The following is a 26983-nucleotide window of genomic DNA, read 5'->3' as shown; positions in this document are numbered from 1 at the left end:
CCGAATTCTTCGCTGCAATGAGCAGACGATGGTATGCCGTCGTTGCCATGCTCATGGCGGTCGCCGCCAGCTGCGTCTTCCTGTGGCCAGGGCAGCACGTCTACTCGGCCCGGGGATCCGTTACCTTCCTCTGGCCCGGCTCCATCTCACTCTCCAAGACGGACGACGGCGGTCTTGCAGCTCTGGTGAATTTCGCGGCCATGGTGCGTTTGGCCATTGACGACGGGCAGGCCCAGGAAAGCACTTCCTTCGGAGGCTCGCTCGTCGGTGCCGGGGTCCGGAACGGCTTCACCGTTGTGCTGCCGAATTCGGGCGGCCAGTGGTCAGTGGAGTACAACCAGCCCAGACTGCAAGTGGAGTCGGTCGCCGCGACACCAGAAATGGCGGCGGCCAAGGCGAGCTCCTTGATTCAAGAGATCACGGCGGCGGCGTCTGAGCTTCAGGCACGATTGTCGATCCCACCCGATGCCTTCATCTCAACCTCCGTCTCCTCGGTTGAGGTTGTCGACGGTGGAGCATCCCTTGGCACACGGATGAGGGCGGAGGCTTCGCTGGTGTCCATCGGCGTATTCCTGACCGGCATGGCCATCGCCATTCTGGACCGATCCATCAGGCACAGGAATTTCGCGCGTCGGGGGAGGATGACGGCGTGAGCACGTTCTCACACGCGATCCGGAGGACGTTCGACGCGAAGACCATGCTGTCGATCTTCCTGATCCTGTGCTTCGTGCCTTCGTACCTGACGTTCTCCGTCATCGGGGCGGTGGGGCGCCCCACCACGCTGCTGACTCTCATCATGTTCGCGTGGTGGCTGGCGGACCGGCTCCGCCGTCACGTACCGACGCCGTGGCGCTTCCAGCCTGTACGATGGGCGCTTGCTGCGGTCTTCCTCGCGGTGCTCGCGAGCTATGCAGCCGCGATGTTCAGGGGATTGCCGGTTGCAGAGGTAAGCCCTGCGGACACGGGCCTGCTCCGCTTGGTGGGATGGTGCGGGCTCTTCCTTCTGGTCCACGATGGCCTGCGAAGCATGGACGACATCATCATCATGGTTCGCCGGATCGTCACGGCGGGCGCCCTCATGGCGCTTCTCGGATTGGCGCAGTTCGTGACCAAGAGTTCTCTGCTCGGCTGGATCAGCATCCCGGGCATGACCGGTGACACTGCGGGCGCAATCGACCAGAGGGGCGGTTTTGTCCGTGCGGCGGGAACAGCAACACATCCGCTCGAATACGGGCTGGTCCTCTGCGCAATTCTCCCCCTCGCCCTCGGGCTGGCGCTCGAGGACCGAGAGCGCAGCCTCCTCTCCCGCTGGTGGCCGGCTGCAGCGATGGGAGCCGCCACCCTCCTGTCGGTTTCGCGTTCCGCTCTTGTCGCGGCCATCGTGGCGGTGTGTGTTCTCTTCGCCGCCTGGCCCCCGAGGCGCAGGCTCTTTGCCTCGATGCTCGGAGTGGGGCTCTTCGGCGTCGTGTACGTCTCGGTTCCGGGATTTGCGGGAACCATCGTGGGGATGTTCACCGGGGCCGCGGGCGACCCCAGCGTGGCTTCGCGCGTCAACAGTTATGACGTGGCCTTCAGCATGGTAGCGCGGACACCAATTTTCGGACGGGGATTCGGGACTCTCCTGCCTAGCTATGTCTACTTGGACAATCAATACCTCGGTGTGGTCGTCGAGCTCGGTCTCGTGGGACTGATTGCGGTCGTCAGCCTGTTCGTCTTGGGAATTGGCGCCGCCTGGCGATCATCCATGCATGCGCGCACCCCCTTCCAGAGGCAGATCGGGAGCTCGATCGCGGCAGCGGTCTGCGCGAGTGCTGTGAGCTTCACCTTCTTCGACGCGCTGTCCTTCCCGCTTTCGTCGGCCTTCATCTTCCTTCTCGCCGGCTTGGCTGGCGCCTACCACCGCGTGTCATCAGCCCGAGGCGGAATCTTCGTTGGCCTCGACATCAATTCGTCGCAACGTTCCGCCGATGGTGTCAGCGCTTTGCGCTGACGGCAAAGACGGAATCGGGCGGGACGGATACGGTGAGGCTTGAGGCGTCTGAGAGGGGCTGGGGCGATGACGTCACGCCGTCATCCGTGAGGGCCGAGAATTCCGTGGTGGAGAAGGCACTGCGAGCTGATGAATCCGAAATGCGGAATCGCTGGGAAGAACTTGTGCCGTTGACACCGACGATTGTCAGCGCCCCGGACCGGGGATCGGCAAAGGCCACTGCCGTGACGGCAGATGCCCCGTGAGATCGCACTCGAACGAAGCCAGGGGGCAGGTATCTATAGAGGAGCTTGAGGACCTCAAAGGTCTGGCGCCGAATGTAGGTGCCGCTCTGGGCGTCGTAGGCCAAAGCCCCCCAATAGCCGAACGCCCCGTGATGCTCGTAGAAGCCGTCCCAAGCATCGTACAACTGGGCCCCGGAGGCTCCCTGTTCAAGCAGGGAGAGCAGAATCGAAGCAGTCGACGTCGCGCGATTCCATGAATCGTCCGGTTTCACTCCGCTGTCGCAGCTGTCGCACGCGGTGTTGAATTCGGTGACCCACACGTCGGGGTCGCCTTCTTTGAGCGTGGAGGGGAGGTCCGCCAGGTCACCCGAATAGGTGTGGACACCTAGGTGCGCGATCTTCGACCGTACATAGGGATCGGCCATCAGAAGGGGCGCGTACGCACTTTTCGCGCCCTCCACACTTGAAGCGTCGGGTGCAACGAATTTGACGTCCCCGAGTCCCATCGATTCCAGTCGGTGTCCCAGCTTGTCAAACAACCGCACCGTCTGGTCTGGGTCGACTTTAGGACCTTCGATTCCGTTGAGGTCTGGCTCGTTCAGTGGGCTGAGGAGATTCAGTTTCAGTCCCCGCTTCTCGCGGGCGTAGCCCACGAGTGAGGCAACCATCCGCACCCAATAGTCTTCTTTATCGGGCAGGATGTGCGTTCCTCCCATCCACGCTGGCACCCCGCCCATGAGGCTCAGCGAGACCGTCTGGCCTGGCTTTGATTCGATGTAGGCGATGGTGTCCCAGAGATCTTCGAGTTTCGGAGACGTGAGCACCGAGTTGTAGTAAGCCCAATCGATCGCGTTTGGGTCACCCACTTGGGCGGACTCCCAATCGGACTTCTCGATGATGACGCGCCACGTCAGGGGACCCCAGGCGGAGTAGGCATCTATCGCCGGTTTGAGCTGTCCGCCCTTCCAGCTGTGCACATTCGCGTCGATCCCCAAACCGCTGACGATCTGCTGCCTGCTGCCCGCATCGATCACGAGCTCATCAGTCGTGAGGGCTCCGCTCGTGACCGCTGCGGGCGGCAATGCCGGAGAGGAGTTCTCTGAATCGAGGATCGGCGGGGCCGCTGTGGGGCGCTGCGCGGCCGGCGCGGAGGTGGTCTCGGGCTCGGGAGCCACGCAGCCCGCGATCAGCAGGAGGATGAGGCCGAGCGCGGCGGCGGTCAACCGTCGCCGCGCTCTCCTCTTGGCAACTCCGCTCACGGTGTAGCGAAGACGACGTCGACCCAATAATTGGTCGCGTTGTAGCTGTCCGTCGGGAATGCCGAGGCGCCGTACCGGTACAGCCCGTTCAGGTGACTTGCCGTGCTCGCCAGGCCGTGCAGCGGGGGAGCATCAGCCGCGGTGTTGAAGTAGCCTCCGTTCGCCGAGTAGAAACCGTTCGGAGCGTAGTACGAGACGACATAGGTCGTGTTCGCACTGATTGCGACCGGACTCGAGAGCGTCGCAGTCTGCCATCCGCTCGAGGTTTCACCGGTGAACGTCACGGTTGCCAGCAGGGTCCCGCTCGCCGTCCATAGGTGGCCGACATGGGTTCCCGTGTTCTGCGCTCCCTTGTAGAACCGGATTGCCGTCACCGATCCCGAGACGTCTGCAGTGAACTGGGCACCCAATTCAACGGCGTTCGCGTCGTTGACGTTCGGCGTGGCAGGAGTGGACGAGGCGCCGAAGATGCTGCAGGGGCACGTGAACGACGCAGATCCCGTCGTGAAGCTCCAGCTGTAGGCGGAAGTCATCGCCTGGCCTGTAGCATTCTTCACGCCCGTCACGGTAGCCGTGTAGGTGGTGTTGGCCGCAAGCGCCGAGCTCGGAGTGAACGTGTAGGTGCCGTTGGTCGAAGCGGTCGTCGTGTTCCCGGCAACCGCGGACCCGCCGCTCGGGGCGAGGCTGAAGGTTGCCGAGGAAGTGTCAATCGCCTGGTCGAAGGTGGCGGACACAGTGGTCGTGGCCGCAACCGATGTTGCCCCTTGGCTCGGGGAAACGCTCACGACCTTCGGCGCTGAGGTCGAGCCGGCATTGAATACCGCGTCGACCCAGTAATTCGTGGCGTTGAACGATCCGGTCGGGAAGGTCGAGGCCGAGCCGTAGGAGAACACGCCGTTTCCGCCCGACGAACCACTCGAGAGACCGAAGATCGGCGAGGATCCCTGGGCAGACGCGAAGCCGTTGCCGGTGTAGGCGTAACCGCCATTCGGCGCGTAGTAGGAGATGACGTAGGTCGTGTTGGCCGTTACCGCTACTGGCGTCGAGAAGGATGCCTGCTGCCAGCCAGAGGCCGATTCGCCGGAGAAGGTCACGCTCGCAAGCTTTGTTCCGCTCGCCGACCACAGATTTCCGACGTGCGTTCCCGTATTGAGCGAACCCTTGTAGAAGCGAACCCCAGTGACCTGGCCCGCTGTGTCGGTCTGGAACTTCATCCCGAGTTCGACACCGCTGGTGTCATTGGCGCTCGCGGTTGCGGGCGTGGCACTCGAGGCGAAGACCGAGCACGGGCAGGTGTAGGCCGGTGCTGTGGTGAAGCTCCAGCTGTAGGGCGACATCGTCTGACCCGTCGAGTTTGTGGCGCCGCTCACAGTCGCGGTGTACTGCGTGCTGTTCGCGAGCGCTGACGTCGGAGTGAACGTCGCCGTCGTCGTCGAGCTCGAGTAGGAAACCGAGCCGGCTACCGTAGCGCCCGAAGCATCCTTGAGCACGAACTGGACCGACGATGCCGTCACGTTCTGATTGAAGGTCGCGCTGACCGGAGAAGTGACTGCAACTCCGGTGGCCCCTGGGCCGGGGATCGTCGAGGACACATTGGGGGCGGGCGGTGCCGCTGCAGTGGTGAAGCTCCAGCTGTAGGGCGACATCGTCTGGCCCGTCGAGTTCGTGGCGCCGCTCACCGTTGCGGTGTACTGCGTCCCGTAGGCGAGAGCGGCAGCAGGCGTGAAGGTCGCGGTTGTTGTGGCGCTCGAGTAGGAGACGCTTCCGCCGACACTCGCGCCCGTCGGGTCCGTGACCACGAACTGGATCGACGATGCGGACACGTTCTGGCTGAAGGTCGCGTTGACAGTTGCCGTCACTGCCACCCCTGTGGCGCCGGGCCCCGGATTGGAGGAGGACACGTTCGGCGCGGGCGGCGCCGCGGCGGTGGTGAAGCTCCACGTGTACGGCGCGGCCATCGTCTGACCTGCGGAGTTCGTGGCTCCGCTGACGGTCGCCGTGTACTGCGTGCTGTAGGCGAGAGCCGACGTCGGCGTGAAGGTCACCGTCGTACTTGCGCTGTTGAGTGCCGCGCTGCCGTTGACCGCATTACCGCCAGGGTCCTTGAGCGTGAACGTCACAGATGAACCGGTCACGGCCTGGTTGAAGGTTGCGCTCGGCGTCACGCTGATCGCAACACCCGTGGCATTGGAAGCCGGCGAGGTCGAGTTCACTGCCGGTGCCGGCGGCGCCGCGGCGGTCGTGAAGCTCCACGTGTACGGGGAGGCCATCGTCTGCCCCGTGGAGTTGGTCGCGCCACTCACCGTCGCCGTGTACTGCGTGCTGTAGGCGAGAGCCGACGACGGCGTGAATGTCGCGGTCGTGCCTGCAGCGTTCAGGGAGGTGCTGCCGGAGATGGATGTCCCGGACGCGTCTTTGAGCGTGAAGGTCACTGAGGACGTGGTGACGGCTTGGCTGAAGGTCGCACTTGGCGTAACGCTGACCGCTACTCCGGTCGCGCCGGAAGCAGGCGAGGTCGAGCTGACTGTCGGCGCGGGCGGCGCGGCAACCGTGGTGAAGCTCCACGAATACGGAGACATGGTCTGCCCTGTGGAGTTGGTCGCGCCGGTGACGGTCGCCGTGTACTGCGTACTGTACGCGAGCGAGGAGGAAGGCGTGAAGGTTGCCGTGGTGCCTGCTCCGTTGAGCGCCGTCGTGCCGTTGACTGTCGCTCCACTGGCGTCCTTGAGGGTGAAGGACACTGACGAGGCCGTGACGGCCTGGTTGAAGGTTGCGCTAGGGGCAGCGTTGACTGCCACGCCCGTTGCGCCCGATGCCGGCGATGTCGAAGTGACTGCCGGAGGAGTGGGCCCCGACGGCTGGAAGATCGCGTCCACCCAGTAGTACTCGGCGTTGTACGGGTTGTTCGGGAACGCCGACCCATTGTTGTAGACGTAGAAGCCGTTGGGTGCGCCCGGCAGGCTTCGCGTGAAGTGAAGAGGCGGGAAGTCGACCGAGCCTCCGCCCGCCGGTTGCGGTGATGGGTTGTTGTAGAAGTAGCCCGAGTCCTCGGAATAGTGACCCTTCGGTGCGTAGTAGGAGACGATGTACCGCGTCCCGGCAGTGATGGCGACAGGCTTGGAGAACGTCACACTCTGCCACCCGGAGGTCGATTCGCCCGAGAAGGTCGCAGTCGCCAGCAGGGTGCCGGAAGTGGTCCACAGGTTCCCGACGTGGGTGCCCGTGTTCGTGCCGGCCTTGTAGAAGCGGACGCCGGTGATGGTTCCGGCCACGTCCGAGTAGAACTGAGCTCCGACCTCGACCGAGCTCGGGTCTCCCGAATCGGGGTTCGCGGGCTTGGTCCCCGTGCCGAAGAGCGAGCATGGGCAGTTCACGCTCAGCACGATGCCGGCGCCCGGCTTCTCCAGATTGCCGGTGTCATCGACTGCGCGAGTCTTGATGGTTGTGGTCGGATTGCCGTGCGCAACCCAGGAGTACGTCCAGCTCGTGGTGCCGGTGGCGGGATGCCAGGTGGTGCCGCCGTCGGTCGAGACCTCGACTCCGGCAACCACGCCGCCGGTATCGCTCGCCGTTCCCGAGATCGTCATGGCGGTGCCGTCTGCGACGGAGGCGTTAGCCGCGGGGGCGGTGATCGTCGATGTAGGCGCGGTGGTGTCGGTCGACGCCGTGGCGGCCTTGAGTCCAGCGAGAAGGGTCACGGGCTGTGCCCCCATGTCGGCGAGCAGGTTGACGGTGGCCTGTTGCATGTTCGCGTCCGTCTTGGCGCCGGTCGTGAAGTTATCAAGCCCCCAGGACCACTGGACCGTGCCGGCGCCGAAGACCAGCGCGCCGCTTGGAGCACGGTATTCGGTGAGATTGTGCGTGGCCGTCTTCCCGGTCGTCGTTGTGCTCCCGTAGTCCGTGAAGACCTCTGAGCTGGTGTTGGTCGTAGAGGAGAGCGGGAATAGCCCTGCAGGCCTGAACCCGTTGTCAGGATTGATGTCCCATTCGTAGCCGAGGGTGTCAAGGTTGGCGCCGAGGGTGAGCGTCTGGCTGCCCGTGAGGGAAGCGACCTGGGTGTTCCGCCAAATTCGCAATCCGGCAAACCTCGCTGGCACGGTGATGTCAGTGGAACCGGAATTGACGTTGAAGAACTGGCCTGTCAGCGAATTCTGGGGGTTGCCAGCGCCGTTTGCGGTTCCGAAGCGCGGATCGGCGTACGTTCCGGTCCACGTCACGGGATCTGTGGGGGCGTTGAAATGAGTGTCCTTGTAGCAGACGAGTGTGCGCCCGGCAGTTGCAGTTCCAGCTTGGCTCGGCTCCCACCGCGTCCGCCAGAAGAGCTCGTTGCCGGAAAACATGGCGATGTTCACGCCTTTGTCGCGGGCGGTCTCGATGTTGGTGCGTTGATCATAGGAGACGTATTCGTCGTGTCCTGAGGTCAGGAAGGCCTTGTGGTTGAGGAGGAGCGAACCGCGAGTTGCCGTATCGTTTCCGGCTTGGTAGCTCAGGTCGTAGCCGTTGGCTTCCAAGAACCGGATCATGGGGAGTTCCGTTTGGGTCAGCCAGCTGCGTCCCTGATCGTCCAGAGCGGTGTGGAACGGACGGTTGTAGGAGACTTTGAAGGCCGACTTGTAGGCGAGCGGGTTGCCCGGCGGGCAGGCGACGGTGCATTGGTAGAGGCTGTTGCCTCCGTAGGTGTTGTAGGCCTGCCAGGTTTCGTCGGATGTCTGGAAGAGGATAGAGCTGGTCGACGCATCGTTTCGCACGACGAAGGTGATCCAACTGCTGCCGCCAGTGTCGTTTCTGACGAGGTGAGCGATGTAGACGCCCGAGACGGCGTTGGCAGGGACAGTCCAAGACGCTGAGGCCGCCCAGTTTCCGCAATCGATGAGCCCCGTGTCAGAGAAGGTCTGGCATGCGGGTTGCGTCTGAGGAAGGGTCGCGGTGGGCAGAAGGTTCGCGGCGATCTTCCGCGCACCATCCCCGTTGTAGTACCCGAGACGGAGGATGTCGAAGTGGTAGGCCTTTGCCGGTGTGTTGATCTTGAACGTCACCGTCTCGCCGACGTTCGCGCTCATCTGCGTGGCGTAGCCCTGGATGGTCGAGTCGCCGGCGCCGGAGATCATCCAGTCGGTCTGGGGCGTGCCGGTCTGCGTGTTCTCACAGGCCACCGCGCTCACCACCGGCGCGGCGCAGGGATTGGCGGCCGCCTGTGCAGGCGGCGCCGCCGTCTGGGGAGCGATCGCGACGAAGACTGCCGCGAACAGCAGCGCAGAGACCCACGCGGCAAGGGGCCGCCGGGTGCTTTGGAACACGGAACGGCGGCTGGATCGGGATGCTACTCGCTGGCCCACGGCGACTCCTCGCTAGGAAGGGCTCTTGATTCGGAAGGGCTCTTGGACTGGGGAACTTCGGTCACGGCACGGCTGATCGGAAGCCTCATCGCCGGCTGCTCTCGTCGCGCTCCCACAGCTGGGAGCCGGTGGACGGGAGCGACTGCCGCCGCCCCATCAGGGCGAACGTCGCGTAGACCGCGGCGTCGAGGGCGGAGAGCGGTCCGCGCACGGAGGCCACGAGGCCCTGGAACGTCCGCATCGGGGTGCCCCCTCCTGTGGAGGCGGGGGCGCGGTACACGCGATGGAGGGTGGAGACGAGGGACGACGTGGTCCGTGGGGGTCGCACCACCACCGGCTCGCCGTCGAGGAACACCTTGTGCCCCGGATCGAACACGGTGTCCACGAAGTAGTCGTCGGCGGCGCCTTCGGGGAAGGCGCCCATAAGCCGGTGCCCCTCCTCCGTCATGGCGTAGCACCCGGCGCCCCAGAGCGCGGTGCGATTCGAGGGAATCCGCACGCGCGCCCGGTAGTAGGCGGCCACGAACGGGTCGCACCCGGACGTGTCGTACCGGAAGTCGGGCCGCCCGGCCAGGTATTCGCCCCGCGACAGCTCGGCGAGGATCCCGGCGAGCGCCGCGGGCGGAACCTCGATGTCCGCGTCGAGATAGACGCGGGGCCACCGGGTCGCGACGGCGTCAGCGGCGTTGAGGGCGCGGGCCTTCCCGGGCTCCGGCAGGTCAAGGACCCGCACCCCCAAGTAGTGGGCCGCGATCTCTGCGGTCCGGTCGGTGCACGCATTGCACGCGACGATGACTTCAACCCGCCCGCTCTCGAGCGCCGGGCGCAGCCCTTCGAGGGTGCGGCCGATCACGCCCTCCTCGTTGTGGGCAGGAATGATCACGCACCCCTCCGGGTGCTCCTGCGCCGAAGGATGGGCAGTGGGCCGGGGGAGTGCCTCCCACCGCCCGGGGCGGAGGAGGAGTGCAAGCGTACGGCGATGATCGCCGTCGTACGCGCGAAGCACCTCCCGGGTGACGACGGCGGCGGTAGCGAACGCCGCCGCGGCACCCGGGTGGTGCTTGCGCATGTAGCGGATCTTGTTGACTGACATGAGCGCGGCGAGGGCGCTCGAGGTTCCCGAGCCGCCTCCGGAGTGCATCACGCGCGCCGCGGGCTCGAACCAGATCTCGAACCCGTGCTGCCGCAGCGACCGGAAGTAGTCCGTCTCCTCGGAGTACATGAAGAAGCGCTCGTCCCAGGGCCCCACCACGCGGGCGGCGTCGGCGGAGACCATGAGCGCGGCGCCCGTCGCCCAGTCCACGGTGTGGGCGTGGGCGTAGCTCTCGGCGTCGTAGTCCGTCTCGGCGCTCCACTGGGGGCGCCGCGGGAGGTGCGCACCGAACAGTGCGTCGCCCCAGGCTCGCATGGCGGTGGGCTCGCGTCGGAGCGAGGGATAGCGGGCGCCGTCGTCCTCGAGGATAAGGGGGACGACGGCCCCGGCGCCGGCGGCCCGCAAGCGGGCAAGGAGGGCGTCGACGGCGCCGGGGAGCACTTCGGTATCGGGGTTGAGCACGAGGAACGCCTCGGCCTCGCCGGCCGCGGCGGTCGCCGCATTGATGGCACCGGCGTAGCCCAGGTTTCCGCCAGTGCGGAAGGCGATGACGTCCTTGCAGTGTGCGATGGCGTCCAGCGTGAGGCGGTCGGGGGAGTTGTCCGCGACCACGACCCGCAGCCGGAGACTCCGCGCGGCGCTGCGCAGGGAATCGATGAGCTGGGGCAGAGAGTCGGCGCTGTTGTAGGTCGGGATGAGCACCGCGACGTCGGCAGGCTCGCCCGAGGGGGCGAAGAGGCCTTGGCCGGCTGGGTGCGCGAACCGGGCCGAGGCGACGGCGGCGGAGCGGCGGGCTTCGGCTGAGAGCGCTACTGGGCCGCTGGCCACGGAATCAGTGCTGTGACGCCGCATCCGCACGTAGGCCTCGGGGCCCTGGACCAGGTAGCGCTCCGAGAGGCGAGCGGGCTCGAGCGCGAGCCGCCAGGCCCACTCGAGTCCGTGCTCGGCAACCCAGACAGGGGCCCGCTTGATGCGCTCTGCGAGGAAATCGACGACGGCGCCGAACGCGAGCAGGACGTGCGCCCCGGTTGCCGGCCCATGCTCTGCGATCCACAGCTCCTGCCGCGGCTTGCCGAGACCAACGACGAGCACGTCGGTCCCGGCCGCGGCGATCGAATGGGCGACGACGGCGGACATCGCCGGATCTTCGAGCTCGCCCCGGCTCGGGGCCCAGAACCCGGAGACGCGCAGGCGGGGCCGTCTCTCCGCGAGGCGTCCGCGCAGGAGGACTTGGGCGTCGGGGCTCCCACCCAGGAAGCCGACCGTCAGCCCCTCGGCCTCGCAGCGGTCCAGGATGGGTCCGATGAGATCGCTGCCGGCCAGCCGGGGCCAAGGCCGGCCCGTCAGGCGCTCCGCCTCCGCCGCGAGTGGAGCGCCATCCAGGAGCGTGAGCCAGTCGACGTCCGACGACCCGAGCGAACGCTGCCACCTCCCGCCGGTGCCGAAATGGTACACGTGATCGAGGTTGGCCGAGACCACGCCGAGCGGCCGCTCGCGCTCCCGGCACCCCCCGAGGATCGCGTCGACCGAATCGCCGGTGTCCAGCAGTGTCACCTCAGTGCCGCCGAGCGTCACCCGGTTGCTCACGAATCGGCCCTCCACAGGCGTCCATCGGTCTCTACGTAGCGCCGCCCGGTTACCGGGCACAGCCACGTGGCGCCGCTGCCGTTGCGGACGTCCTCCTTGAGGCGGTGGCCGGCTTCGCCGACCCAGCCGATCTGCCGGGCGGGCACTCCCGCCATGAGCGCGTAGTCGGGGACGTCCTTGACGACGACGGCGCCCGCCGCCACCGTGGCCCACGCACCGATGCGGACGGGCGCCACGCAGACCGCGCGGGCGCCGATCGACGCCCCGGTACCCACGCTCACGCCTACGGCGAGCCAATCGTCGGAGCTCTTCAGCGTGCCGTCCGGATTGACGGCCCTGGGGTTCAGGTCGTTCGTGAAGACCACGGCGGGACCGATGAAGGCGCCGTCTTCCACGACTGCAGGCTCGTAGACGAGCGCGTAGTTCTGGATCTTGCACCGATTCCCGATGCGAACACCGGGTCCCACGTAGACGCCGCGGCCGATGATGCACTCCTGGCCAACCTGGGCTCCCGCCCGGATATGCGCGTGCTGCCACACCACGGTTCCCTCGCCTACCTCGGCTCCTTCTTCGATTTCCGCGGTCTGATGGTTCCGGACCATGCACCCCTCCAACCCCGTCACCGTCTGGTGCGCAGCTGCCACGCGGCTGCTCCTGACTTCTAAGGTCGGGACCGGGGGAGAGGGCGGACAAGGAGGTCGGGACGAAACGGGTCCTCCCCGCCCCAGAATCGGGTGATGCCAACGTTTTGAGCTGCGAGCCCCCGAGTACGGGTCCGCGAGGGCCGCAAGTAGTCGGCGGAGGGGGCCGGAGCGTGCCTGCGTACTCACTACGGGGATGCGCGAGGGCCGGAAAACTGTGAAAAATCATGGAAGAACCGAGCAAGACGGGCCACACGGCCCTAGTGGGGCGTGAGTGCGGTGCGCTCCGTGAAGGCGGCTTCCCGCTCGAGCCGAGACGCCGATTTCCAAGTATCTGCGCTCACCCCCGGACCGTCTGCGTAGTCCACCTGCGTACCCCTCTCTCCAATTCCGCGTACTCCTGAGAGGTGGCCTTTCAGGGCCCCTCTGGAAGCCGGGTACCGACTACTGGTGACCCCCGGGATTCCGCCCGCTGTACTGGAATACATGGAGTTCGGTATTCAGCCGGACGCGTCGGCCCAGCCGGCGTGCTGGGAAATTCCGGAGGTGCGGGGGCCTTCCGGCGAATACCACTCCGTCAAAGCTGGGGACAACGATTTCGGGGGTCGTGATGCGGCGGCGAAATGCGCGGGTGAAGAAATGGCGGTGGGTCAGAATTCTGGCCCTCGGCCTTTCCTCCGCGCTCGCCGTCTTCGCGGGCTTGCATCTTCTCGGGGACGATGCGCGCCAGCAGCTCCGGGCCGAGGCAGCGCAGCAGCTGGCGGCCTCGGTTCCGGAGCCCCCACTCTCCTCATCTGGCACGGCGACTCCCACGGCAGTGCCGGGCACGGCTACTCCGCCGGCCCCGGTCCGGTCGGCAGCTCCCGCCCCGTCGGAGCCTGCCGTCCCATCGCAGCCTGCCCTCCAACTGGCGCAGATGGCCCTGCCGCCTCGGACGTTCTCCTGGCCGGCGGCGGGACTCACGGCCGCCGTCGTTCCGATGGACTGGAGCCCGGCGGCGCCCGTCGACCCTCCGCTGGATGCCCAAGGCTTCGACCCGGTGGGCCACTGGCTCGTCGGTACGGGGCAGTCATCGAGCGTCCGGCCGGTGGTGCTCGCCGGGCACACCTGCCATCAGGGTGTGCCGCTCTGCACCGATGCGACCTTTCCCTTCAATCGACTCAGCTATCAGGGCTGGGCAGTGGGGCAGCCAGCCTCCCTGACCGATGGGAAGGGACAGGTCGTGAATTGTTCGCTCGTGGACCGGAAAGTCGTCGACAAGTCGAAGGCATTTTCCTTCGAGAACAACCCCTGCGACGTGGTTGCCTTCTCCTGCAATTACGACGATCCCGACGGCCAGATTGTCCTCGTGACATTCCGCTGCGGGCAATGCACGTGACCATCCCAGACTGAAAGGAGGCGGGCAGGAAGATGCTGATTCCCGCACTTAAGAAGAACCCTCAATCCAAGAATTACAGCGGCGGCCTGTTGGCGGCCGGCGCGGGAGCGCTCCTCGTGGCCGGGGTTGTCACGAGCCCTGCCATGGCCGCTCCCGGCGCGGCGGACTCCCCGCAGATCCCGATCTGCCACCTGACTGGGTCGCAGGGGAACAAGTACGTATCTGTCTTGACCAACAAGTCGTCGATCGTGAACTCGCGGCCGCTCTACACAAATGACGTGTTCCCGCCCTTCGCGTACACCGATTCACAGGGCCAGACGCAGGAAGTAGCCGGGCAGAACTGGGATGCGGCGGGCCAGGCGCTCTACGCGAACGGCTGCGTGGCCCCGGTCAACACTCCCACCCCCACGGTGACTCCCACAGTGATCCCGACGGTGACTCCCACAGTGATCCCGACGGTGACTCCCACCATCGTCCCCACGATTGTGCCGACGGAGCCTACTGTGACGACGGTAACCACCCCGCCGACCCAAACCTCCGAGCCCACAACAGCCCCGACGTCGGCGTCACCTGTGCCCTCGACGCCGACGTCGGACCCCGTGGTGGTTGAGCCCACGACTCCCGCTCCCTCGACGCAGAAGACTCTGCCTCCGGTGGTGAGCAACAGCCCGTCGTCGGCCCCTGCGCCTTCGACGAGCGTGACGTCGTCGACGGCGACGACGCCGGCGAGTCCCTCGGCTGGCGTTTCTGGGGCGCCAGTCGGGGGCGAGCAGGCGGTTGTGCAGCCGGCGGCGGCGGGCCAGGCAGTGGCCCAGGGCGGCGAGGTGAGCCTCCGCGCTCAGACGGCCGCCTCCGCGCCAGCGGCTGACTCCACGGCCTCGAACGCCTTCTTCGCATCGGGAGTGCTCATGCTCCTCGGCGCCCTGGTCCCGCGGTTCTCCAAGGGGCGGCGCGGGCGTCATCTGTAAGCAGAGAAGACCCATTGGGGGGCGTGCCGTCGTCCCGACGCCAACCGCGTTGGGACGACGGCACGGATGTTTGAGGAGGTTCGCCGTATGCCCAGCCCCGAGTCTGACGTCCCGGGAATCGAGGACGAGGACCTTTCCGCGACCGTCACCAAGCTCAACCGCATCAAGGCGAAGAACCGGGCACGTCTCGCCAATTCCGAGCTGACCCGGGCCTTCCTGAACTCGGGTCTCGCCCTCACCGAGGACGTGTTCTCGCTGGGCGGGGGTGACCCTGCCGAGTCTGTTCCGCCGACGCTCGCCTACCTCTCGCGACCTCGGGTCCTCAGCCGAGCGAGGGAGGACTACCCCGAGCTCGTTCCCACGGAGGCGAAGTTCCGCGACCGTTGGGCCGGCCATCAGGACTTCCTCGAGGACTTCATCGCGTACGCCCTCTTCGCCCGCCACGCGAGCATGCGCCGAGCCCTGGCGGAGTGGTCGACGGAGCTGCTCTCGGCCGGGACTGATTTCGCCACCGCCGTGCACCGCGTTGCCTATGAGGGAGCAAAGCTCGTGCTCGAACTGCCGGCCTATCGCCTGCAGCTGCTGACCATTGCCTCGGCCGCCGCGGACCCTGGGGTCTCGCGGTCCATCAAGCAGATGTACTCTTCCCTGACCGCATCCTGGTTCGAGCTCTACGAGCAGATCGCCGGTTCCTTCGACCTTGCGCTCCGCCCGGGGGTCTCCGCGTGGCAGCTCAACGTCATCCTGCAGTCGGTCTCGGAGGGCCTCGGGGTGCGTCTCCTTGCCGGCGTGGACGAACCCCTGCTGGACCACGAACGGAGGGAGTCCGTCTTGGGCACGGCGGCGCTGGCGCTCTTCGTCTCCCTGCTGGACAACGGCGACGGGCTGACGCTGGAACAGGCCGCCAACCGGCAGTTTTCCCACCCAAAGAAGTCCTCCGGAAAAAGAGGAATTCGCTGAGACGACATCCCGAACTGCACATTCTCTGGTGCTAGTTCGCGCTTTCACACCAGTGCTGAACTGAACCCGCTGTTGACACAAAGCTCGCGCGTTCCAGCAGTTGAGACCGCGCGCGAAAGCGAGGATGACGGGGGACGGCGTGCGCCGGCGGAGACGGGGACGCATCCACTGGGGGTGGCTCAGGCTGCTCCCTCTCGTACTCGCGCTCGCCCTCGCCCTCGTGGCAGTCGTCCATCAGGTCGATGCCAGCGCCCGTGACCAGGCCCGGCTGAGCGCCGCCCAGCAGCTCGCGAGCTCGCCGCCGTCGGCCGTCTCCTCGCCGCCGCAGGTGACCGCGCCGCCGTCGTCCGCCATCGCCGCCACTGAGGCGCCGCCCAGCCCGCCTCCGCTCGCCCTCCCGCCGAAGGCCTTCGCGTGGCCGGCGGCGGGCCTTGCGGTGGACGTTGTGCCGATGGCCTGGACGCCGGGCCAGACCGTCGACCCGCCCTTGGATGCGAACAACTTCGATCCGGTAGGCCACTGGCTTGAAGGCACGGGCCAATCGGCGGCCCTGCGACCCGTGGTCCTCGCCGCCCACACCTGCCATGTGCAGGTGCCGCTCTGCAACGACAGCACGTTCCCGTTCAACAGGCTCAGCTACGCGGGTTGGTCCGCCGGGCAGCCGGCGACCCTGACCGATGCCAGCGGCACAGCCGTTCCCTGCACCCTCGAAGATCGGAGGATCACCGATAAGTCCAAAGCCTTCACCTTTCCCAACGACCCCTGCCTCGTCGTCGTCTTCTCCTGCAGCGTGGAGAATCCCGACGCCGACATCGTCCTCCTCACCTTCCGATGCGGACAGTGCACCTGAAAATGCCACCCCTGGTCTCTTCAACAATGTCGCTCAGTGAAAAAGGAGGCGGTCGCTATGCCGCTCATTTCCACGATCAAGAAGAACCGAGTGAGCTCGCTGCTCCTCGCCGGGTCCCTCGGGCTCATGGCCGCCGGCGTTGCCACCAGTCCGGCGCTCGCCAGCCCGCCGTCCGGCGACACCTCGCACAAGGTGACGATCTGCCACGCCACGGGTTCCGAGACGAATCCGTTCGTCGTCATCACCGTCGACAAGGCCTCGATCGCAGAGGCCCACGGGGAGCACCAGGACCAGCGGGACATCATCCCTGCGTTCACCTACGTGAATGGCAAGGGCCAGACCATCTCGTTCCCGGGACTGAACTGGACTGCGTCTGGCAAGGCCATCTGGGACAACGGCTGCAAGGTTCCGAAGCCGAGCCCCACTCCAAAGCCGACGAAGACCCCGACGCCTACGCCCACCAAGACTGAGACGAAGACGCCGACTCCGACGCCGACGAAGACGGAGACGAAGACTCCGACGCCCACCGCCACGCAGAGCACTACCGCTCCGGTGGTCCCGGGAGTCGGTGGGTCGACCTCGCCCGCAGCATCGGGCGCCGTGGTCGCAGCGGGAGGCGTCGGTGCTGCTGTGGGAGCGGGTGCCGGAGCTGGTGCCGGGCAGGCCGGCGAGGTGACCATCCAGGCGCAGACCGGAGTTGGTGCTCCTGCGGCCGACTCGACCGTCTCCACGTCCCTCTTCGCGTCAGGACTGCTCCTGCTCCTGTCCCTCGTCGGGGCCAAGGCGGCACGCCCGCGTCGTGGACGCCACGCATAGCAGTTGCCCTCTGGAACGGGTCGCGCGGGTTGCGCGACCCGTTCTGCTGCCCGCGACGAGTGCTGCCTGTCAGGCGAGAGCAAAGGGGCTAATCTAACCCAATGCAGGATCGCGCCGAGCCCCTCTACCAGCAGATCGTGGAGCGGCTGCGGGCGGTCCAGCAGCGCGGGTCGGCGCAGCAGAAGGTCGAGGCGGACACTTGGGCGCCGCTCGTCGATGCCCATCGGCCCTGCGGCGAATACGTGGGGCAGCCGTGCTGCAAGTGCGGCCAGCCTTGGCCGTGCCCTATTCTGCGGGAGACCCTCGCGGCGGAATTCTTCCCGCCGCTCTAGCCTCCTCCTCGGCGGACGCCTTCCGATAGTGGCGGTTCCGCGAGCGGAGGACGACGGCGGCCAGAACTGCCGCGATGACCGAACCTGCGAGGATGGCGACTTTCGCGTGGTCGTCGTGCACTGAACCCGCACCGAATCCGAGTTCGGCCAGGAGCAGCGAGACGGTGAAGCCGACGCCCGCGAGGAGCGCGAGGCCGAGCACATCGATCCACGCCAGGGAAGGATCGAGACCTGCATGCCGGGACTTCGTCACCAGCCACGTGGCACCGAAGACTCCCACCGTCTTGCCGACGACGAGCGCCACCACGATGCCGACGGCGACCGGATCGGCGAGCGCGCCTCGAATCCCGTCCCAGCCCCCGACTCCTACCCCCGCCGAGAAAAACGCGAACACGGGTACGGCAACGCCCGCCGACAGGGGACGGAAACGATGCTCCAAGTGCTCGGCGAGCCCGGGCCCTGCCTCGGGGCCGCCCGCCTTCTCGCTCCGGAGCACGGGCACGGCGAAGCCCAGCAGAACGCCCGCCACCGTCGCGTGGATCCCCGAGGAATGCATGAGGACCCACGTGGCCGCGGCCAACGGGAGGAGGAGGTACCACGCGCGGACGCGGCGTTGGACGAGCCAGATGAACAGGGCGAGCGGGACGAGGGCGAGCGCGAGGAACGGAAGATGCACCCCGCTGGAGTAGAAGACGGCGATGATGGCGATCGCGAGCAGGTCGTCCACCACGGCGAGGGTGAGGAGGAACGTGCGAAGCGCGGCCGGCAGGTGGGTGCTGATGACGGCGAGGACGGCGAGGGCGAAGGCGATGTCGGTCGCCGTCGGAATCGCCCAGCCGCGGAGGGCATCGCCTCCGCTGGTCAGGTTGACCGCGGTGAACAGGATCGCCGGCAGGACGACGCCGCCGCATGCGGCGACAACGGGGACGACGGCGGTGGCGGGGCGGCGGAGATCGCCTGCAACGAACTCGCGCTTGAGCTCGAGGCCGGCCACGAAGAAGAAGATCGCCAGCAGGCCGTCGGCGGCCCACTCGCCCAGCGTGAGGTCGAGATGCCAGGGCGCGTAGCCCACGCGGAGGTCGCGCAGCGAGTCATACGACGGGGACCAGGGCGAGTTCGCCCACACGAGGGCTACGACCGTCGCGAGGAGAAGGAGGGCGCCGCCGACCGTCTCCTTGCGGAGGATCTCGCTGATGCGGCGGTATTCGGCGGATGGTGGCGTGGGGAAGACCATGAGGCTCCTGGTGCTGTCGACGTCGAAGGAACACGCCGACCAGACTTCCCGGCACACCAGTTCTTCAAGTCTAGCGATCCGCTGCTCCGTAACTGTCGTTCTGAGCCCTCACAACGACAGTTACGGAGCAGTCGATGAGCAAGCTCCTCAGGTGACGGATGTCCTAGGCGAACAGGGTCCTCACACCGACGACCGCCACGGCGACGCCGAGCGTCACCGAGATGGCCACGAGGAAGATGTGCACCGAGAGGAAACGCGTTGGCCGCCCGGACTCGTCACGCGCGCGGGGATCCTTCATGACGCGGCGCAGGAACTGCGGCCACACCACAATGCTCCAGACGCCGGCGACGATGAGGAGCCACGAGAGGGCGGCGGGCAGCTGCATCAGTGGATCTCGCCCGCGAGCCAGGCCTCGGCCTGGGTGGCCTCGATGTTGAGGGCCTTGCCGACGAACGGCTCAGCCGCGTCGGCGATCTTCCCGCCGAGCAGCGGGATGGAGCTCGAGACGGTGCCCGAGAGCTCGAGGCGCGTGCCGGCCCCTTCGGCGATGAGCCGCTGGACGGCCGTGACGTCCACGGGGGCGCCGGCGACCTTGACCGAGATGTCGGAGTGCCGCGAGCCGTCGGCGTCCGGCGCGGTCCACTTCTCGACCTGGGTGACGGTCAGGTGCTCGCCGACGAACTTCTTCGCGAGCTCGGGGAGGCGGCCGGTGGGGACCTGCCGGACGATCGTGGCCGTGAAGGCGCTCGCGGTGTCGCCGTCGACGGTGAACGATTCGAGCTTGCCGCCAACGAGCTCGCTCACGTGGCGCTGGAACGCCTCGTCGGCGAACACTGCGGCAACCTGGTTGACCGGGTGGTTCAGGGTAGTGGTGGCTTCGAGGGCCATGGAGTCCTTCCAATCTGTCTGGGCTCAGGCGCTCGGCGGGGATGAGCGCCGTGGACCATCCTAGGTGCCCTCGCGACGCCTCCGGAGCCACAGGGCTGCGATCGCCGCGCCAACGAGCGTCCCGCTCGTGTTTGCGAGGACATCCAGGACTGACCCGGTGCGCTCCGGGAGGACCAGCCATTGGGTGAGCTCGATCGCCGTCGAAATCCCGCATCCGAGGGCGACCGACCACAGCACCCGCCGGGTCACGAGCACCGCAAGGACGCCGAAGGGCACGAAGAACGCGACGTTCGAGAGCCATTCGAACAAGGAGTACCCGATCCAGTTCGGAACGCCGTGTCGGTGGAGCCACACGAAGATCTGGGCAATGGTCTTCGACGCCGGCCGGTCCACCGGGGTGGGCCAGAACACGACCCCTGCGATGAACGCGAGGTAGAGCGCCCCGAGCACGCGCACGACCGGCCCGGGGGTCCGGGGTACGGGGATCTCGGTCATCGGGTCCATCCTAGGGGTTCACGCCACGCTGTAGGCTTGGAGTAATCCCCGGGCTTGCCGCATAGCTACTTGGCATAGTTATTTGGCGCTGTTCCGGGTTTTCTGTGCTGCCCTGGAGGATCCTGTGTCCGTCGATGTGCTCCCGCCGACATCCCTCGAAGGCCTGCGTCGCGCCCTGGCCGAGGACCCGACCGTCGCACGCCTCCGCGATTACGCGGCGAAGCCGGCCGACCGGCGCAGTCAGGATCTCCAAGTCGCGGCGCCTCCCGGAATGCGGCCGGTCATCGCCGCCGAAATCCTCGACGCGCTCCCAGAGAACGAGGGCGTCCTCCTTGCCGTGACGGCCACGGAGCGCGAGGCCGAGGACCTCGTGGATTCGCTCGCCGCGTATCTGCCGGCCGGGACCTTTGCGCTGTTCCCGAGCTGGGAGACCCTCCCGCACGAGCGGCTCTCGCCGCGCTCCGACACCGTCGGCCGCCGCCTCGCCGTCCTCCGGCGTCTGGCGCATCCGGAGGTTTCGCCCGGCCCGGCGCTGCGCGTCGTCGTCGCCCCGATCCGCGCGGTGCTGCAGCCGCTCGTCGCGGGGCTCGGCGAACTCGCGCCCGTCTCGCTCATGGTGGGGCAGGACAGCCCGTTCGACGAGGTGGTGCGCGGCCTCGCAGCCGCCGCCTACGCCCGGGTGGACATGGTGAGCCGCCGAGGCGAGTTCGCCGTCCGCGGCGGCATCATCGACGTCTTCCCGCCCACTGAGGACCACCCCGTCCGCGTCGAGTTCTTCGGCGACGAGATCGAGCAGATGCGATGGTTCGCCGTCGCCGACCAGCGCTCGCTCACGGGTCCCCACATCCACCATCCGACCGCACTGCTCGCCGCGCCGTGCCGCGAGCTTCTCATCACGCCGTCGGTCATGAGCCGGGCCGCCCGGCTCAAGGGCAGTCTTCCAGCCGCGGAGGACATGCTCGAGAAGATTGCCGGGGGCATTGCGGTCGAGGGCATGGAGTCCCTCGCGCCGCTTCTCGTCGACGCGATGGTCCCCTTCGTGAACGAGCTCCCCTCAGGGTCGGTCGCGCTGCTCATGGAGCCCGAGAAGGTGAGGACCCGCGCCCACGACCTTGCCGCCACGAATGACGAGTTCCTCGCAGCCGCCTGGGCCACAGCGTCCGATGGCGGCGCCGCGCCCTTGGATCTGAGCGTGGCCGGCGCTGCATCGGACCGAGAGGCGGAGGCGCACGCGGGCAGGCTTGAGGACGCGAGCTTCGCGACGCTCGCGGACACGCGGGCTGCCGCGGTTTCCCGTTCCATCTCCTGGTGGTCGGTGACCTCGCTCGGCGTCGACGAGGAGACCGTCCTCGACATCGACGTCCTCACCATCGCCGCGCGTGAGCCGCGCGGCTACCGTGGGGATGTCGCGGAGATGACGCAGTTCATCAGTTCGCGGGTGGCCGACCAGTGGCGCATCGTGGTCGCCACCGACGGCCCCGGCCCGGCCCAGCGCCTCGCGGAGCTGTTCCATGACGCCGACATCCCGTGCAGCCGCGTCGACAGCCTCGCGCGCGAGCCCGAGCCGGGCATCATCGAGATCACGACGGCGACGGCGGGCAAGGGCTTTGTGCTCGACGGGCTCAAGCTGGCGCTGCTCACCGAGGCCGACCTGCTCGGGCGGGCCAGCGCCGCGGGGACCCGCGACATGCGCAAGATGCCCTCCCGGCGGCGCAACGCCGTCGACCCGCTCCAGCTCCACGCCGGCGACTTCGTGGTGCACGAGCAGCATGGCATCGGGAAGTTCGTGGAGCTGGTGCAGCGGCGTGCGGGAGCCGGCACCGATGCAACGCGGGAGTACCTCGTGGTCGAATACGCGCCCTCGAAGCGCGGTGCGCCCGGGGACCGCCTGTTCGTCCCCACGGACCAGCTCGACCAGGTCACCCGATACGTTGGCGGCGACACGCCGGCGCTCTCGAAGATGGGCGGCGCGGACTGGGCCGCGACGAAGTCCAAGGCCAAGAAGGCCGTCAAGGAGATCGCAGGCGAGCTCATCCGCCTGTACTCGGCTCGGATGGCCTCCCGCGGTCACGCCTTCGGGCCGGACACGCCGTGGCAGCGCGAGCTCGAGGAGGCCTTCCCCTACATCGAGACGCCGGACCAGCTCACCACCATCAACGAGGTCAAGGCGGACATGGAGCGGGACATCCCCATGGACCGCCTCGTCTCCGGCGATGTCGGCTACGGCAAGACCGAGATCGCCGTCCGCGCCGCGTTCAAGGCCGTCCAGGACGGGAAGCAGGTCGCGGTCCTCGTGCCCACCACGCTGCTCGCGCAGCAGCACCACGAGACGTTCTCCGAGCGGTTCTCGGGGTTCCCCGTGCGGGTGCAGGCGCTGAGCCGTTTCCAGACCTCCGGCGAGGCGAAGGAGACGGTCGAGGGCCTCAAGAACGGCAGCGTGGACGTGGTCATCGGCACGCACCGGCTCCTGTCCAAGGAGATCGAGTTCAAGGACCTCGGCCTCGTCATCGTGGACGAGGAGCAGCGCTTCGGCGTGGAGCACAAGGAGGCGCTCAAGAAGATGCGCACCAACGTGGACGTCCTCGCGATGTCCGCGACCCCGATCCCGCGCACGCTCGAGATGTCCCTCACAGGCATCCGCGAGACCTCCACCCTGGCGACTCCGCCCGAGGAACGGCATCCCGTCCTCACGTACGTGGGGCCCTACACGGACAAGCAGGTCTCGGCCGCGATCCGCCGCGAGCTCATGCGCGAAGGCCAGGTGTTCTTCGTGCACAACCGCGTCTCGACCATCGAGAAGACCGCCGCGTCCATCCGCGAGCTGGTTCCCGAGGCACGTGTCGAGGTGGCGCACGGGCAGATGTCCGAGAGCAGGCTCGAGAAGATCATCGTGGACTTCTGGGAGAAGCGGTTCGACGTGCTCGTCTGCACCACGATCATCGAGACCGGCCTCGACATCTCGAACGCGAACACCCTGATCGTGGATCGCGCCGACTCGTATGGCCTCTCGCAGCTGCATCAGCTGCGCGGGCGCGTTGGCCGCGGCCGCGAGCGGGCGTACGCCTACTTCCTCTATCCCTCGGAGAAGCCGCTCGGCGAGGTCGCACTCGAGCGGCTCAAGGCGGTCGCCGCGCACAACGAGCTCGGTGCGGGCATGCAGCTCGCCATGAAGGACCTCGAGATCCGCGGTGCCGGCAACCTCCTCGGCGGCGAACAGTCGGGGCACATCGCGGGCGTTGGATTCGACCTCTACATCCGTCTCGTCGGTGAGGCCGTCGCGGACTTCCGCGGGGAGTCCGAGGAGAAGACCGCGGAGATGAAGATCGAGCTGCCGGTCAACGCACACCTCCCGCACGACTACGTGCCGGGGGAGCGGCTGCGCCTCGAGGCGTACCGCAAGCTCGCCGCCGCGAGCGACGACGCTGCCATCGCCGAGGTCATGGACGAGCTGACCGACCGCTATGGCGAGCCCCCCGCCCCCGTGCAGAACCTGGCCGCCGTCGCCCGTTTCCGGGTTCGTGCCCGCTCTGCCGGCCTGACCGACGTCGCCCTCCAAGGCAATATGGTGAGATTCGCGCCGGCGGATCTGCCGGAGTCGAAGGTCATGCGGCTCACCCGCATGTACAAGGGGGCGCAGTACAAGGCGAGCCTCAACGCCGCGCTGATCCCCAAGCCCAAGACGGCGGCCGTCGGCGGCCGTGACCTGCAGGACAAGGAGATCCTCGACTGGGCCGACCAAGTGGTCGCGGCCATCTTCACCGACTAACCGTCTCGGGTACACAAACTCCCGCCCCACCGCGTTTCGGGTGCACCAGCTCACCCTCGATACCCATGGTCTCTGAGGGCATCGACCACAAGCCTGACGACGTACGGTTCGCCGCGGGCCATGTCGTGCTTGGTGATCTTCACCTGATTCCAGCCCGAAGCCCGTGTCCGTCGGTCGCGCCAAGCGTCCAGCGCCATCTGCTCCTCGGTGAAATGGTGCTCGCCTTCGTACTCAAGGGCCGTCCGGTATTCGACGTTGCCCACGTCAACCCAGATAACTCCTCCCCAAGGGTCCACGACCGGGCAATTGGGGATGAAGCGCGGCAGCCCCGCGCGCTCGAGCATCTGGCGCAGGTACGACTCCTGTGGGGAATCCACGCCCACGGCAAGCAGGTCGAGCGCGATGCGCGCCCGGCCCAGTCCCACCACGCGATGCCGGCTCTCGACATAGGCCCGCAGGTCAGCGAGCGGCACGATCGCAGTCCGCCGATGGAACGTCCGCTCGTGCTGGGACACGAGGTACTCGCCCGCGGCAATGATGTCATCCATCCGCAGCCGCCGGTTGCCGCAGAGATCGAGCCAGGTCCGCGCCGGTGTTGTCACTTTGGAGCCTTCGAGGACCGCCACCTCGTCCTCTTTGAGTCGCAGTCTGTGGCCGCGGATCTCTGGCCTCCGCGGCTGGCCGAGGCGCTCCTTGCTCCCAGGGGCGGCGGCACCGATGCGCGAGAGGTCGATCAACGTCGGGTCCTGCGCCCAGGAGGGCAACGGAATCCGGTGCACCATGGCTGCGCTCAGATGGCTGAGGACCGTCGTATCGTGGATGGCCGTGTACGGGCGCGCACGCTGAAGGAGGGTCTCGCGGGCAAGTTCGGGGGTGCGGATTCCTCGGCTGGGCCGGATGAGATCGGCGGCCTTCAGGCGACGCGGGCTCACACCTAAGGCGAGAGCTTCCTCGACGGAGAACGACGACGTCAGCAGCTCACGAGGCAAGGACCGTTCTGGGGGCATGCCTCATTGAGCCACAGATCCCGCCGAGCCACCGGGAGTTATCCACAGCCCAGAGGTCTCGGGTACACGAACTGATTGTGCAGGGACAAAGACGGCCCGGCTGGGATGATCCAGCCGGGCCGTGTCCGTACCCGAAACGCCTCAGCACGAAGTTATCCGTACCCGAAACGCCTCAGCACGAAGTTATCTGTACCCGAGACGGGGGAGGGGTTAGCGGCGGTGGTCGGCGCCCGAGTCCGAGCGGCCGAGGAACGTCATCGGAATGAAGAAGGCGCCCGCGAAGCAGAGGATCAGGGCGGCCATCGGCCAGACGGTGGTGAAGTCGAGCCACGAGACGAGCACGAGGCCGAGGAGGAAGAGCGCCATCATCACCACGAAGATGATGACGTTGCCGACGAGCGGGTTCTCGTTCTCGACCGGTCGGTTCTTGGCGTTCTCGGCCATGCTCTCTCCTTAGATCCTTCTAATACGATCCGGCGCCGCTGCCGCCGGTCACAATGGCCACCCCGGAGCTCGCGCCGATCCGGTTGGCACCAGCTGCAATCATAGCCCGCGCATCCTCGAGGGTGCGCACGCCGCCGGACGCCTTCACGCCGATCCCCGGGCCAACGATCCGCCGCATGAGGGCGACGTCCTCGACGGTCGCCCCGGCCCCGTTGAAACCGGTCGACGTCTTGACGAAGTCTGCTCCGGCCTCCACGGCGGCCTCGCAGGCGAGCACCTTCTGTGCGTCGGTCAGCAGGGCAGTCTCGATGATGACCTTGAGGATCGACGAGCTCCCGTGCACCGCCTCGGCGACGGCCGTCAGGTCGTCGACGAGGGCGCCGCGGTCCCCGGCCTGCGCCGCCGCGATGTCGATGACGACGTCCACCTCGTCCGCGCCGTCGAGCGTCGCGCCGCGCGCCTCGTACACCTTGACATCCGTCGGCGTCGCCCCGAAGGGGAACGCGGCCACCGAGCAGGTGAGGACGCCGCTGCCCCGGAGGGCCGTCGTCGCGGTCTTGACCCAGCGGGGGTTCACGCAGACGGACTTGAAGCCATATTCCACAGCCTCGCTGCACAGCTGCAGGATGTCCGCCTCGCTCGCGGTGGGCTTGAGAAGGGTGTGGTCGATGAAGCCGGCGATGTCCGTCGGGCTGAGGGCTGCAGGCCTGGAAGACACGGGCTCGGATGACACAGCGGCGTCCTTTCTTCGGGTGATCCCATACTGGCACACGCCCGTGGGGCGGAGGAGAACGGCTCCCGAACACGTCGGAGGGGCCGGCGCGGCGCCGGCCCCTCCGCAAGCGGACTCAAACGATGGGATCAGTACTGCGTCGGCGGGACGTCGCCGCGTGCCCGCCGGCGCGAGAGCTCCTCATCTGTGACCGTGGACGGAGTGGATGGGGTTGTCGTCGTGGCGGCAGGAGAGCTCATGGCGTCTGCCCCGACGGCACTCCGTCGAGCTCCTGTCCCGGCAGCACCTCGCCGGCGCGAAGCCTCGTCCTCCGCCCGCGAGAGGTAGCCCTCCCACCGGCGGCTCATGGGCCCGATCAGACCGCCGCCGACGCCGACGATCAGGATGCCGGCCAGCGTCGCGAGGGCCGCGATGAGGATCGGGGTGGTGACAGTCACGGCGATGTCCACCTGGTTGAGCGCCGCGATGATCCCGATCGCGAGGATCCCCGCATACGTGACCGTCCCGAGGGCCCGCCCGTAGCTCGTGCCCGCGAGCGCCGTGTTGACGAGATTGCGCGCCCCGCCGGCGATGGCCGCCGCGATCACGATGATGAGGAGCGCGACCGCGACCCTCGGCAGGTAGGCCACGATGGTGTTCAGGAGCGCGCTGATCGGATTGGGCCCGAAGACACCGAACGCGAACTGCAGCACGAGAAGGACGATCGCGTAGTAGATCACCTTGACGATGAGTTCGGCCGCGTCCAGGCGCGCGTTGGCCAGGAAGCTCCGCATGCCGCCGCGGTCGATCAGGCGGTCGAAGCCGAGGCGGTTGAAGAGCATCCGAAGGGCCTTCGCGATGAGTGCCGCGATGATGAGGCCGACGATGAGGATGACAAGGAACAGGACGAACTTCGGGAGGAAGTCGGCGAGATTCCGGAGAATGTCGGCAAGGACGTCTTGCATTGCCGCTTTCCTTCGCTAGAGCGAGTAGTACGCGAAGG

21 protein-coding genes are annotated in these 26983 nt (G+C 67.2%); 9 read left to right on the top strand and 12 right to left on the bottom strand.

The features are described from left to right. The first annotated feature begins 17 nt into the window (after positions 1-17). Positions 18-653 (top strand): hypothetical protein, encoded by a 636-nt coding sequence (locus tag E5679_RS08920; protein WP_138414929.1) that lies wholly within the window; start codon positions 18-20, stop codon positions 651-653. Then, positions 650-1990: an O-antigen ligase family protein gene (locus E5679_RS08915; RefSeq protein WP_138414927.1), complete on the top strand. Its 1341-nt coding sequence runs from the start codon at positions 650-652 to the stop codon at positions 1988-1990. Before E5679_RS08920 ends, E5679_RS08915 begins: the two co-directional genes overlap by 4 nt. Here E5679_RS08915 and E5679_RS08910 read toward each other — a convergent pair. The 4 genes from E5679_RS08910 to E5679_RS08895 form a co-directional block, all read right to left on the bottom strand. Then, the gene (locus tag E5679_RS08910) at positions 1974-3437 is read right to left on the bottom strand and encodes a glycoside hydrolase (protein ID WP_138414925.1); all 1464 of its coding nucleotides are present in this window, start codon (positions 3435-3437) and stop codon (positions 1974-1976) included. The genes E5679_RS08915 and E5679_RS08910 overlap by 17 nt on opposite strands. A 32-nt stretch (positions 3438-3469) precedes the next feature. Continuing rightward, entirely contained in the window at positions 3470-8770 is a 5301-nt protein-coding gene (locus tag E5679_RS08905) for a DUF4082 domain-containing protein (protein WP_171042306.1), read from the bottom strand. 124 nt (positions 8771-8894) lie between these two features. Next, positions 8895-11489: a WecB/TagA/CpsF family glycosyltransferase gene (locus E5679_RS08900; protein ID WP_171042305.1), complete on the bottom strand. Its 2595-nt coding sequence runs from the start codon at positions 11487-11489 to the stop codon at positions 8895-8897. Then, entirely contained in the window at positions 11486-12091 is a 606-nt protein-coding gene (locus E5679_RS08895; protein WP_138415209.1) for an N-acetyltransferase, read from the bottom strand. Before E5679_RS08895 ends, E5679_RS08900 begins: the two co-directional genes overlap by 4 nt. 649 nt (positions 12092-12740) lie before the next feature. Between E5679_RS08895 and E5679_RS08890 the strand changes: the two genes are divergently transcribed. The 6 genes from E5679_RS08890 (at position 12741) to E5679_RS08865 (ending at position 17434) form a co-directional block, all read left to right on the top strand. After that, on the top strand, positions 12741-13508 hold the full coding sequence (locus tag E5679_RS08890; protein ID WP_171042304.1) for a sortase family protein: 768 nt from the start codon (positions 12741-12743) through the stop codon (positions 13506-13508). A gap of 32 nt (positions 13509-13540) precedes the next feature. Next, positions 13541-14476, top strand: coding sequence for a RodZ family helix-turn-helix domain-containing protein (locus E5679_RS08885; protein WP_138414919.1), 936 nt, complete (start codon positions 13541-13543; stop codon positions 14474-14476). 87 nt (positions 14477-14563) lie between these two features. Continuing rightward, entirely contained in the window at positions 14564-15436 is an 873-nt protein-coding gene (locus E5679_RS08880; RefSeq protein ID WP_138414917.1) for a hypothetical protein, read from the top strand. 124 nt (positions 15437-15560) lie between these two features. After that, on the top strand, positions 15561-16286 hold the full coding sequence (locus E5679_RS08875; RefSeq protein WP_171042303.1) for a sortase family protein: 726 nt from the start codon (positions 15561-15563) through the stop codon (positions 16284-16286). 57 nt (positions 16287-16343) lie between these two features. After that, positions 16344-17102: a hypothetical protein gene (locus tag E5679_RS21040; RefSeq protein WP_212746918.1), complete on the top strand. Its 759-nt coding sequence runs from the start codon at positions 16344-16346 to the stop codon at positions 17100-17102. Between the two features lie 101 nt (positions 17103-17203). Next, a complete protein-coding gene (locus E5679_RS08865; protein ID WP_138414914.1) occupies positions 17204-17434 on the top strand; it encodes a hypothetical protein in 231 nt (76 codons plus the stop codon). Here E5679_RS08865 and nhaA read toward each other — a convergent pair. The 4 genes from nhaA to E5679_RS08845 form a co-directional block, all read right to left on the bottom strand. Beyond that, complete coding sequence (nhaA, locus tag E5679_RS08860; protein ID WP_138414912.1) at positions 17388-18668, bottom strand: Na+/H+ antiporter NhaA; 1281 nt, start codon at positions 18666-18668, stop codon at positions 17388-17390. The genes E5679_RS08865 and nhaA overlap by 47 nt on opposite strands. Positions 18669-18831: 163 nt before the next feature. Then, positions 18832-19053: an SCO4848 family membrane protein gene (locus tag E5679_RS08855; protein WP_138414910.1), complete on the bottom strand. Its 222-nt coding sequence runs from the start codon at positions 19051-19053 to the stop codon at positions 18832-18834. Beyond that, on the bottom strand, positions 19053-19556 hold the full coding sequence (locus E5679_RS08850) for a DUF2505 domain-containing protein (RefSeq protein WP_138414908.1): 504 nt from the start codon (positions 19554-19556) through the stop codon (positions 19053-19055). The genes E5679_RS08855 and E5679_RS08850 overlap by 1 nt, the downstream gene beginning before the upstream one ends. Positions 19557-19616: 60 nt before the next feature. After that, complete coding sequence (locus tag E5679_RS08845) at positions 19617-20051, bottom strand: VanZ family protein (protein WP_171042302.1); 435 nt, start codon at positions 20049-20051, stop codon at positions 19617-19619. Positions 20052-20175: 124 nt separating this feature from the next. On the opposite strand from E5679_RS08845, the gene mfd reads away from it, so the two are divergent. Next, positions 20176-23817 (top strand): transcription-repair coupling factor, encoded by a 3642-nt coding sequence (mfd, locus tag E5679_RS08840; protein WP_171042301.1) that lies wholly within the window; start codon positions 20176-20178, stop codon positions 23815-23817. A gap of 50 nt (positions 23818-23867) precedes the next feature. On the opposite strand, the gene E5679_RS21215 is transcribed toward mfd, so the two are convergent. The 4 genes from E5679_RS21215 to E5679_RS08820 all read right to left on the bottom strand — a co-directional run bounded on the left by E5679_RS21215 (position 23868) and on the right by E5679_RS08820 (position 26945). Continuing rightward, the gene (locus E5679_RS21215; RefSeq protein ID WP_249336034.1) at positions 23868-24824 is read right to left on the bottom strand and encodes a hypothetical protein; all 957 of its coding nucleotides are present in this window, start codon (positions 24822-24824) and stop codon (positions 23868-23870) included. A gap of 210 nt (positions 24825-25034) precedes the next feature. Further along, entirely contained in the window at positions 25035-25268 is a 234-nt protein-coding gene (locus E5679_RS08830; protein ID WP_138414904.1) for a DUF2207 domain-containing protein, read from the bottom strand. Positions 25269-25287: 19 nt separating this feature from the next. Beyond that, entirely contained in the window at positions 25288-26001 is a 714-nt protein-coding gene (gene deoC / locus E5679_RS08825; protein ID WP_138414902.1) for a deoxyribose-phosphate aldolase, read from the bottom strand. 128 nt (positions 26002-26129) lie between these two features. Further along, on the bottom strand, positions 26130-26945 hold the full coding sequence (locus E5679_RS08820) for a mechanosensitive ion channel family protein (protein ID WP_138414899.1): 816 nt from the start codon (positions 26943-26945) through the stop codon (positions 26130-26132). Positions 26946-26983 lie beyond the last annotated feature (38 nt).

The sequence above is a fragment of the Sinomonas gamaensis genome (assembly GCF_005876955.1).
Taxonomy (GTDB): domain Bacteria; phylum Actinomycetota; class Actinomycetes; order Actinomycetales; family Micrococcaceae; genus Sinomonas; species Sinomonas gamaensis.
Note: the sequence above shows the minus strand (reverse complement) of the source record. Positions and strands in the feature narration are given on the sequence as shown.